General features: G+C 56.6%; 13 protein-coding genes. All 13 read right to left on the bottom strand.

Annotated elements, in window-relative coordinates:
* Window positions 1-384: 384 nt before the first annotated feature.
* Window positions 385-636, bottom strand: a complete 252-nt coding sequence (locus EXR70_23255; protein MSP41414.1) for a hypothetical protein — start codon at window positions 634-636, stop codon at window positions 385-387.
* A gap of 97 nt (window positions 637-733) precedes the next feature.
* A complete protein-coding gene (locus tag EXR70_23260; protein ID MSP41415.1) occupies window positions 734-970 on the bottom strand; it encodes a hypothetical protein in 237 nt (78 codons plus the stop codon).
* Window positions 967-1,470, bottom strand: coding sequence for a hypothetical protein (locus EXR70_23265; GenBank protein MSP41416.1), 504 nt, complete (start codon window positions 1,468-1,470; stop codon window positions 967-969). The genes EXR70_23260 and EXR70_23265 overlap by 4 nt, the downstream gene beginning before the upstream one ends.
* Before the next feature lie 137 nt (window positions 1,471-1,607).
* Complete coding sequence (locus EXR70_23270) at window positions 1,608-2,039, bottom strand: VOC family protein (GenBank protein MSP41417.1); 432 nt, start codon at window positions 2,037-2,039, stop codon at window positions 1,608-1,610.
* Window positions 2,040-2,075: 36 nt separating this feature from the next.
* Window positions 2,076-2,660, bottom strand: coding sequence for a hypothetical protein (locus tag EXR70_23275; GenBank protein MSP41418.1), 585 nt, complete (start codon window positions 2,658-2,660; stop codon window positions 2,076-2,078).
* 199 nt (window positions 2,661-2,859) lie between these two features.
* Window positions 2,860-3,855 (bottom strand): ABC transporter substrate-binding protein, encoded by a 996-nt coding sequence (locus EXR70_23280; protein ID MSP41419.1) that lies wholly within the window; start codon window positions 3,853-3,855, stop codon window positions 2,860-2,862.
* A 228-nt stretch (window positions 3,856-4,083) separates the two neighbouring features.
* Window positions 4,084-4,521 (bottom strand): cupin domain-containing protein, encoded by a 438-nt coding sequence (locus EXR70_23285; protein MSP41420.1) that lies wholly within the window; start codon window positions 4,519-4,521, stop codon window positions 4,084-4,086.
* A gap of 45 nt (window positions 4,522-4,566) precedes the next feature.
* On the bottom strand, window positions 4,567-5,595 hold the full coding sequence (locus EXR70_23290; protein MSP41421.1) for an MBL fold metallo-hydrolase: 1,029 nt from the start codon (window positions 5,593-5,595) through the stop codon (window positions 4,567-4,569).
* Between the two features lie 16 nt (window positions 5,596-5,611).
* The gene (locus EXR70_23295; protein MSP41422.1) at window positions 5,612-6,253 is read right to left on the bottom strand and encodes a hypothetical protein; all 642 of its coding nucleotides are present in this window, start codon (window positions 6,251-6,253) and stop codon (window positions 5,612-5,614) included.
* Complete coding sequence (locus EXR70_23300; GenBank protein ID MSP41423.1) at window positions 6,174-7,736, bottom strand: MBL fold metallo-hydrolase; 1,563 nt, start codon at window positions 7,734-7,736, stop codon at window positions 6,174-6,176. The genes EXR70_23295 and EXR70_23300 overlap by 80 nt, the downstream gene beginning before the upstream one ends.
* Before the next feature lie 78 nt (window positions 7,737-7,814).
* Window positions 7,815-8,690, bottom strand: coding sequence for a 5-nucleotide phosphatase (locus EXR70_23305; protein MSP41424.1), 876 nt, complete (start codon window positions 8,688-8,690; stop codon window positions 7,815-7,817).
* A gap of 4 nt (window positions 8,691-8,694) precedes the next feature.
* Window positions 8,695-9,879: an alpha/beta fold hydrolase gene (locus EXR70_23310; protein MSP41425.1), complete on the bottom strand. Its 1,185-nt coding sequence runs from the start codon at window positions 9,877-9,879 to the stop codon at window positions 8,695-8,697.
* A gap of 32 nt (window positions 9,880-9,911) precedes the next feature.
* The gene (locus EXR70_23315) at window positions 9,912-10,259 is read right to left on the bottom strand and encodes a hypothetical protein (GenBank protein ID MSP41426.1); all 348 of its coding nucleotides are present in this window, start codon (window positions 10,257-10,259) and stop codon (window positions 9,912-9,914) included.
* Window positions 10,260-10,395 lie beyond the last annotated feature (136 nt).

Below are 10,395 nucleotides of genomic sequence, written 5' to 3' on the forward strand. Positions count from 1 at the left end.
CGTAGCTTATCCGTAATACGAGCGCTTCGTACAACGGTCAACGGGGGCAAATCGAGGCAAAACTAAGGACCCTATTAACCGCGAGAGCAAAATGTAATCTGATATAACTTCGCAAAAACTGTAACTCATTACGAAAAAAACGATCTATCTTCCGCTGCCCTACTTCCAGGGCAGTTGTTCAGAGGTTCCTAAAGAAACGATCGAACTCATCGAGAAGCGCCGTGTTGCCGTCACGCATCGGCTTGACTCGGCATTCCAAACGGCAAAGGTCGCTGACTACGAGCACATCCGTTGAGGACAAACGTTGTGCCACGAGATCACCCCACTCGGGCACATGCTCAACCAAGTAAATCAACGGCGCGGTGTCGACATAGATTACCAGGACTAGTCTCCCCAACTGTCTCGTTCAGATTGTATACAACGGTCCACTTCTTCACGGCTCGGCGGACGGTAACCACGAGCGGCCTGCGCCGCATGAATACTGGAAATGACTTCGGGACGGTAAGGTCGGCGCTGTTTTTCATCAAGGGGTTCGATTGCAACGCGCACCTTCATCGGACGCAAGGATAGCGGCTTGTCCAAAGCAACTGTGCGATCATCGATCAGCCTGCCAGTTCGGATCTCTGTTTTGCTCATCAGCGTTCTCCAATCAACTGGATCAATCATTCAAAAGCAAGTGTATCGTTGACATTAGCACAGGGTCAATAGCCAAATGTTCTCACGGGTGTCTGAGTCACTTTGCGATGGCTTGCCGGAAACGACGATGGGCCGGGCAAGGCGCTTCACTCGCGACGTTAATGCGATCGACAAGAACATCAAGGTGGTTATTCCCAAGTACTTCGAGCTCCAAGTGATCGAGTAGCTGCCGCATACGGCCGCTTGGCAACAGACCAAATTCAAAATCCGAAATAAATAGCTGTGGGCGGTCGGAAAATTTGCGCGCGCAGCGTTGCGCGGAGAATAATTTCAACCGGTGATTTCGTAGGGCACGTTCGTCGGCCCTTCGACGCGGCGGTAGGCGCCGGTTTCCATGTTGTAGTTGCCCTGCAAGACTTTGCCGGCGACGCGCTCGGAGCGCAGAATCAGGCCGTAGGATTTTGCCGGGCCGCCTTGCTCGGCGTGGATGTCGAAGGGCGGCACCAGATCGACGTTTCCGGGTGCGCCCTGGGTGATGCTTTCGATTTCTAATTTGGCGTATCCTTCCTTGCTGCCGTCGTCAGTGCGGCGAAAGCGTTCGAGGGTTTCCGTGCCGGCGAGCAGTCCGTAGGCGGTCCATGAATGAGCGTGATCGTGGATGCTGCCTTTGCGATCCGCGCTGTGAACCACGCCGTTGATGGCGAAGCCGTAGTCGGGATCTTCGTAGAAAAGCAGATTGCGCCGGCCGCCGTCGGTTTCCGGCCAGCGCTTGCAGGATTCACGCATGGTCTCGTCTTTGACGAGGTCGGCGAGCAAGTCTCGGCCGCGTGTCATTCGCGCTTCGGTATCTGGAAGCGTTGCCCAAGCCGCGCGCAACTCCTGAATAAATTTTTCAAATGCCGGGAGTCTTTTTGCCGTCGTCATAGAGCCTCCTAAAGATAAATCCGGCCAGCAAAGAAACATGCTGCGCTCTAGCGCGGATGTTTCGCGGTGCCGGCCCAGCCGGTTTCGGAAATGTCGATGATCACGCCGTCCGGCGCGCTGTATTTTACTTCGGCGTTGACGTGGGCTGCTTTGTTCCTGCCCAAGCCTAAGGCGTCGTTGATGTCGTCGCGGATCGGCGCGCCGGCGGCGCTCAGGGTTTTGTCGATGGCTTCGACGCTGTCGACTTCGAAGCCGATGTGATGCAGGCCGGTGAAATCTTTTCCCTGGGGCATGCCGGCGGTGGCGTCGTTTTTAAATTTTAGCACGGCAAAGTTGATGTCGCCGTCTGTGAGGTGAAATCCCTGTGCGCCCGGACTGTTGATCTTGGCGATCTCGCGCAGGCCGAAGACATCTTTGTAGAACTGCGCGGTCTTTTCCGGATCCTGAGTGGCGATCGCGATATGTTTGATCTTGGCCATTTTATTTCTCCCGATCGTCGGCGCCGTCGAAACGGTTTAGCCGGTGATCTCGTAAGGGATGTTGGTCGGCCCTTCGATCTGCCGATACAAATCGCCTTCCATGCTGTAGCTGCCTTGCAAAACTTTTCCCGCGACTCGTTCGGAGCGCAGAATCACCGCCACCGAGCGCGTCGGCCCGCCCTGTTCGGCGTGGATGTCGAACGGCGCCACGAGATCGACCTTGCCGGCGTTGCCTTCGGTCACGCTTTCCAATTCTAGCTTAGCGTATCCATCTTTGCTGCGGTCGTCGACGCGCCGAAAGCGTTCCAAGCTTTCCGTGCCGGCGAGGACGCCGTAGGCGGTCCAGGCATGGGCGTGGTCATGAATGCTGCCCTTGCGGCCCGGCATGCGCACGACGCCGTTGACGGCGAAGCCGCACTGGTCGTCTTCATGGAACAATAAATTCTTCCGGCCTTCAGTGGACGGCCAAGATTTGCATGCTTGGCGCATGGATTCGTCTTTGACCAGTTCTTCGAGCAGCCTCTGGCCTTTTTTCATGCGCGCTTCGGTGTCGGGCAGTTCTTTCCAGGCCGCGCGTAAATCTTGGATGAACTTTTCGAATATTGGAATGTGTTTGCTCATGACTCCCTCCTAAATTGACGTTTCATGCTTGGCTATTAGCCGCACTCTTCCGGTCTTTTTTTCACAACGATGCGCGCGAAGGCCCAGACGGGGTTGCAGAAGGGCGGGTTTAAAACCCGCCCCTACAAAAACTTCGTGAACTTCGTGTTCTTCGTGGTGAATAAATCTCAGCATTGAATCTAGATTAATTTCGACAGCGCTATTTAAACATCTCTCGCCTCACTTCTTCAAGCGGTCGAAAATCGACGATCTTGTTCAACGCGATGTCGCCGATGGTCTTGTCGGCGCGTTGCATCTGGCTGATGTGAACTTTCAAGCCGGCGTCGCTGGCCGCGCCGTCTTTGCTGAATGACTTCGCCAGCGATGCGTAGGATTCCTTCGCGGTCGGTCCATCCATGCGCCATTCCCGTTCGAGGATCTGAATCGTGTCGTCGGGTCGCTCGCGGGCGAAATTCAAGCCGCGATAGAGCGCGCGCAGCAGCCGTTTCGTGAGGTCGCGTTTCTCAATCAGTTGCCGCTCGGTGGTGGAAAAGCCGTTGCTGGGAAACTCGATGGCGTCGCCTAAGAAGAGCAGCTCGCGAAAGCCTTTTTGTTTGAGCAACACATTATCCGGCGGGATCGCGATGGTCGCGTCGACGGAGCCGGCGCTGAGCGCGGCGACCCGCGTGCTCGGCAGGCCGATCATGATCAGCACGGCGTCGCGCTGGGCGTCCATGGCTTCGCGGCTAAATGCGATCCGGGTCGCCAATTCGATGGTATCGCCGAAGCGAACGATGCCGATGTACTTGCCGCGCAATTCTTGAATCGATTTGAACTGCGGCTTGGCCATTAAAAAATAATTTGGCCGCGCAGCGCCGAAGAAGATCGTCTTGATCGGCGCGCCCTTGGCGGCCAGGCGCAATGCGGAATCGGCGACGTCGTGGTAGTCGACGTCGCCGGACAAAAGCGCGTTGTGCGCCAATTGCGGCAACATCATCGGCGTCTCGATCTCGATGTTCTCGTCTTTGAAAAAACCGCGATGAATGGCGGCGAACAGCGGCAGGTAGCCCATGGATTTCGCCGGCAAGGCGAGCTTGACGCGCTCGGCTGCATGGATTGGGGAATTTATCTCAGTGACCAATAAACTGAGAGCCAGACAAATGGTCTGCGCTAGTAACTTGAACTTACTCACGGCGAAATTCCTCGAACTAAACATTCCTCGACTCTAAGCCGAAGTGTTGCAAAAACGTCGACTCCTCTTCCGTCATTCTGTCCTTATCGTCACCCCGGTGAAAACCGGGCTCCATCCCCATCCCCTAACCTGGATACCGTTTTCCAACGGTATGACGGACGCTGTCCGTCACCTGGATGCCCGCCAGAATTTATCCTGAGCCACGTCAATGGGCGGGCATGACGGACATTCACTCGATTCCCCAGAGAGTCGTTAAGACTCTTGGCGCGCTCTAGCTTTCTTTTCTTCCGGTGCTTTGATCTTGTCGAGTTGCTTCTTCGCGAAATCGCCATGGCCGACTTCCTTGTTCGTTGCACTGAATCTCGGATTGCCGGCCGGTTCGGCGCGCGCGCCGAGGAGAATCATGTATTCGTCGCCGGTATTGTCGAGCTGATAGAGTTGCCCCGCCGGAATGGTCACAAGCATGCCGCAATCCAGCGCACGCGACGTGCCATCGGGAAAGTGAAACGTACACTGGCCTTGGACGCAGTAGAACTGCTGGTCGGCGGTGTGCTTGTGCATCGGTCCTTTGGTCCCAGGATAATCTCCGTGCACCCAGGTGTGAAAGTGGTCCGAGGTGAAGAGAACTTTCTTGCTGTGGCCGATTTCCAGTTCGGGTTCCTTCAATATGTCGATGAATTCAGCAGCCATGATTTCCTCCTTGTTAACGAGTCAATTATTGTTTGCGCAAAATTTTCAGCAGCCGGCAGTGCATTTGGCGTTGCCGTCAAACTGCATGGTTTTGCCGCTCAACGGCAGATGGACAGGGCGGCCTTTGACGAGATCGATGAATTGCAATGTCCGGGTGCCCGGGTTGACCTTGCCGCCGGTCGTAGCTGCTTCGTTGGCGTGGGATAGAATGACAGCATTCGGTTGCAAAAGCTCGTTTACAGCAAAGGCAGCTTTCTCGACAGAACTCACATTTATTACCGATAGTTTGGTTTTATAAAAACTCCTGATGATAGTATTCATCTCGCTCATAAGCGCGGTATCCCCAGAGAGATAAACTTTGAGACCGTTTGTAAACGCGACAACAAAGCCGACCGCGTCTCCGACATATGCAGTGAGACCGTCATTTTCTAAAATCGCTTTTCCTGCATCTGTGATTAGGCTAGGAGCAACAGTATTGTCATGATCGGCTCGCACAGTTGTAATCTCCACTCCATTGGTTGCGTTGGAAACTTTGAATATCCATGTTCCTCCTGGGGGCCGACCTGCGAGGCATGGCGAGGACGTCGGAACGGTCGTTGCTCTCAGGGTGCCGACCGCAGGACATTCCGAGGTCACTGCGCCTCGGATGTTTTGGATTTTCTTAGTAAGAAAACGAGTCATCGGGCGACTCGTCATGATCCAGGAATTTTTCGCTGCTGCGATCTCGGCGGTGTTTGAATTGGGCGCGGCGGACACGGTTTGCGGTTTATTGCACGTCCCTGCGTTAAGGCCCGCTGCTTTTGTTCCGCCGATGTGATCATTGTGGGCATGGCTGAGCAGAATCACATGCACGTCGCCGAGTCGCGGGTCCGTTGCGCCGGCTACAGTCTGTCCGGCGTCGTATAGAATCCTCACGCCGGTCGGATCTTCAAAAAGCATCGCCCGGTCGTTCTGGCAAAATTCACCGTCGTGGGAGCCCAGCGGGGTGATCTTGACGAACTGGGCCAGCACGGGGTTGGGTGCAAACATAACTATCGCAACCACCACAGTCATTTCTCGTATGATTTTTCGCATGTACTCTCCGTTTAGGTTAACGTTTGCTCTGGCGAAATTTTTCCCAGGCGGCGATGCCGGCTTTGACCGCGCGCACGTCGCCGTCGCCGCGGTGGCCGGCGCTGCCGACGGCGCCGACGATGACGTTGTCGACAATCAGCGGGAAACCGCCGGGGATTAAAATGATCTGTCCTTGCATCAGGCTCAACGCGCTGTGAAAGTGCTGCGGATTGCTCTGCACCTGCTCGCCGGATTCCGCCGTCGATTGTTGCAGTGTGGCGGCGCCGACCGCTTTGCCAATGGCGAATTTTACCCAGAAGCCTGAAGTCCCGTCCATGGAGTCGAGAGAAATCAAGTTGCCGTTAAAATCGACGACCGCGATGGCGGCCCGGCTGCCTTCCGCCTTTACGACGGCTTTAGCCGCTTCGACAATGACCCGCGCTTCTTCTAACGTCAGTGCGGTGGGGACACGGATGATCGGACGGGAGGCGCGGTCGTCGGGTGCTGGTTTTTCCTGGGCGTGAACTCGAACTTGGTTGCTACTCATTGAGGCAAACAAGAGTGCAGCGAATATTACCAATGGCTTCATAGGTCCTCCATTATTTCGCCGCTTGAGCGGCGGCGCGCGCGGCTTGCAGCGTGGCGCTGTCACCGTGGATGCCAACGATCGTTGCCACATCGAGGTTCAACTTGTCCAGTGCCGGGATGAATTCTTTTACCGCCGGCGCCGGACATACTTCGCCGTTACGGGGGCTGATGTGATCCGCTTCGATAAGAAGTTTTTCCGCCGGCAGATAGATGACGACGAAGTCGTCCGCATGCGACAAGGGTAGGGGATAGACTTCGACGCGCCGTTTGCCGTCGGTCAAGATGCGCGGGCCGCCGCCGAAGGCTTCGATGACGACGCCGACTTTATTTTTCTCCAAACTGTCGGGATTGCGTGTGTGCGGCGCCTTGGCAACTTTGGCGTAAAACTCTTTGGCCGAAAACGGCACGACGATGGTTGCGCCGGTGGCCATGAAGGCGCGGATACCGCCGGCGTGGTCGAGGTGATGATGGGTCGGGATCACGTAGCGGATCGGTTTGTTTGGAAACTTTTCTTTGATCGCTTTGCTCACCGGCGCGGTGCGCGCTTCGTAGAGCGGCGCTTCGACGGCGATCAGATGATCGGCCATCTCGACGACGACGGTGGCGTGGGAGCTGCCGATGATTTTATGCACGCCTGGCGCGAGCTGGGTCCAGACGATTTTCGCTGGCGCACCCCAGTCCTGATAGCTGACGTTGCCGGCGATGCGGCGGGGAATCCATTGCGACGCGATCGGCGCGGCGTCGGTTTTTTCATTGCGCACCGCGTCGGGAATCGCAAAGGGGTCGGCGACGAAGGTGACGTTATGCTGCACCGACTTGAGCTGTTCTTCTTGCAGCGCTCTGCCGTTGAGTTCATAGCGCAAACCGAAGGGGACCATGATCGCGCCGACTTTACGCCAGTCGCTGAAGCGTAGGAGGTAGTTACTGTCGCCCTCCAACGGATCGTCTTCGAGAATATTCACCTGGGTCGGTAGGTGAGTCTTGGTGTCGAGATAAATGTGAAACTCATCGCCGTTTTCGGTGAAGCTCAACACGCGATTGTTCGCGCCGCCGACTTCGGCGTCGGCGAGCCGGCGGAGATTTTTCTGGCGTGACGCGGTGAGCAAGATTGCAATCGGCGCGCGTTTCTCTTCTCGCAAGCGCGTGGCCAGGCGACCGGGGTGCATGCGGCTGGTCTTGCCGGTTTTGTCATCGCCTTCGCGCAGCAGGCCGATGTTGCCGTCGATCACTTCCAGATAACGAATCGATAGGTTGCGCGCCGAATTGCCGCCGTCCCATTCGATGCGCAGCCGTGGTTGGATCAGATCGCGGGTCAACGTATAGCGAAAGGTGCTGACCTGGCGCGTCGGGCCGAGGGGCTGGGGCGTCGACGATGAGTCGAACTGCTTGCCTTCGCTTTCGACCATTTCGTTTTTCAACGCCCGCAGTGCGTTCATTCCGCCCATGGCAGTGGCAGATTGGTCGAGCAGCGTTTTCGCCGATTGAGCGTGCGTGTTGGCCACGCCAAGGAGCAGCAAAGTTACTATTGCGATGCCGGTTGTGAAGATTTTTTTAATGATTGTTTCAGCCTCCAATTTTTTGCGCCTTTTGCGGTTAATGATCCGTAGGTCCGAGGGCGCGATGAATCGCGCCCCTGCAATTCGTTGGTCCCCTTACGGTAACTGATCGAGTTTGCGTTTTAACACTCCGTCGCTGTTTAGTTCGGCATTAAAATCGTAAAGCGAACCTTCCCATGATCTGTACATGGGATTGGGTAGCATAAACCATTTCGTGCCCCATTCGCTGCGCTGCAACGCGGCTTGCCGGCGTGCGATGGGCGCGCTGCGGTATTCGGCGATGAAGTCGGCCAAGTCGTCGCCGAACAGCATCAGTACTCGGTGTGACTGGGCGATAAAACTTTGCCGGCTGGTTTTGTCGGCGTTCCATTCCGGCCGTTCGTTGCGGCTGAGCACGGTGTCGAGTTGGTCCGATAATTTAATGCCGATGGTCGTGAGATTTGCCCTGGTGATCGGCTCGGTGGCGAAGTCGCGATTGGTGACGAAGAAGACCGTGACGCCGCGGGATTGGGCATAATGGATAAACTCAACGGCGCCGGGCACGGCGCCGGTTTCGTTGCGCAGTTGCCAGTCGCGCCAATGGCCGCTGCTGAAGCGCTCGCGATTTTTCACCATCGAGCTTTGAAATGTTCCCGTGTCAATGACGGTTTCGTCTACATCCATAATGACCGCCGGCGGGAGATTCTGAAAGTTTCCTTTTTGGTCCGGCAGTGCGGTCCACTGGCGGTCGGCCAGGGCGCGGTCGAGATGCATTCTTGCCGTGGCGTAAATCGATTGGGCCAAGACTCGGTATTCCGCCGAAGTCGTTTGCCACAGCACCGCGTCGAGGCGGGCGTCGCTCGATGGCAGCGGATCTCGTGGGCGCGAAGAAGGGGATGGGGCCGCGCAGCCAGCTAGAGTTACGGCTGCGAACACAAGGAACGGCCGGACGAAGTTGCGCCGGTGTTTAGCATTAAAAGTTCGTCGTGACATTTTTTTATTTCAACGGTAGCGTCCGATCGACGTGGCGTTCGAGCCAATCGGCGATCAGTTTGGCGATCTCCAAACTATTTTTCTCCAGCATCATCATGTGGCCGGTGCCGCGGATACCGTAGTCTTCCAAACGCACATACTGATTGGCAACCCCGGCTCGAGTCAGATATTTGCCGGTGCAGTGATCCCACGGCGAGTGGAAGGAAGCTTCGCCGGAGACGATCAAGACTGGGACGTTGAGCAGGTTTACGAGCTTGCGCGGCGGCGCGCTTTGCAGATAGCAGCGCGTCACGTCGGCACGGTCGGCTTTGGCTTCGAGCAGGGGTTTTAGCTCGGCGGGATCCTTTATCGGTGGATCGTAGGCGATCGGTAGTCGCGTGATGCCATACGGTTTATCCAAGGCCGCCGAGTAACGAAACCATTCGGGCGGGCCGATCAAATCCAAATTGCGAAAGGGCGGACTGCTGGGCTCGATGCCGACGACGCCTTTGACGAGACCGGGCCGGGCATCGGCGATCAACCAACCCGACGTGCCCGACATCGAATGGGTGAGAATAATCGCCGAGCCGATCTTGTCGAGCAACGCGGCGACAGCCGCCTGATTTAATTTTTCGCTGACGCCGCCGTTGGTGATGCCGGAAACTTGCGAGGCGAAAAATTGATCGAAAGCCGGATCGCCGCGTTTGCCGCTGCCCGGCCATTGGCTGTGCAGGCGCGACTGCGGGTAGCGATTTTGTTCTTTCGGCGCGGTGAAGCGTTGTTCGACGCTGCTACTCGCGCGGGCGCCCGGCGCCAGCGGGCCGTAAACTTCCGGCTGATAAGGCGAACGGGCGCGGCCGGGTTGGTCGACTAAGTAGACGCTAAACCCGTCACGCAGAAAAAATGTCGCCCATCCCTCGCGGCCGTCCGGTGTGCTTTCGAAGTTGTTGGCGGTCTGACCGCCGCCGTGAATCAAGACGATCGGATAGGGATGTTTTTTCTCGTAAGGGATCTGATAGTGCACGTACATCTGATCGGCCATGATGTGGCCGTTGTTGGCCACTGCTACGTAACGGCCGCCGACGAAAAAGAATCCTTGATCGGCGATGGTGATCGGCCCGCGCGCGGTGATCGCGCTGCCGCAACCGAGGCCGAATAGAGCCAGTGAAATTCCCCAAGCTAGATTTTTCAGAGCATGCGTTGTCTGCATGTAGTTTCCCTTTCCATGTCGGGCTTCGTTGATCAATAATTTTTCGCGTGCCGTTCGACTTCGGGAATCACTTCTTGGCAAATCAAATCGATCGCTTCATGCCAATCGGGGCCGAGCGGCGAGGCGATGTCGACGATGTCGAAGCCATAGGGCTTCGCGGCACGCAGCATCTCGTCGATGCCGGCGATGACTTCAACCGGTGTGCCGGCGATGACCGTGCCGACTTCGGCGAGCAGGTCGTCGCCGATCAAATCCATCATCTCATCCACCGAGCGGCCCGCGTTATGCGCTGCTTCAACGGCTTTCGTGACTTCCGCCGGCACCGGCAGTTTTAACATGCGCTGCTTGAGCATGTGGCCTTGGATCAAGTGTCGTGGCAACGTCAATATGTCATGTTAACAGCAACGCGATTATGTCAGGGTAGTGCGTTGGGTTGAGGTCGTAAGTTAGAAACCTGGCCATAGCGGAACCCCACCTTGTTGGAGTTGGTTCGATATAGGCCAAGTGTGTGCGTCG

It is taken from the genome of Deltaproteobacteria bacterium (genome assembly GCA_009692615.1).
GTDB lineage: Bacteria > Desulfobacterota > Binatia > UBA9968 > UBA9968 > DP-20.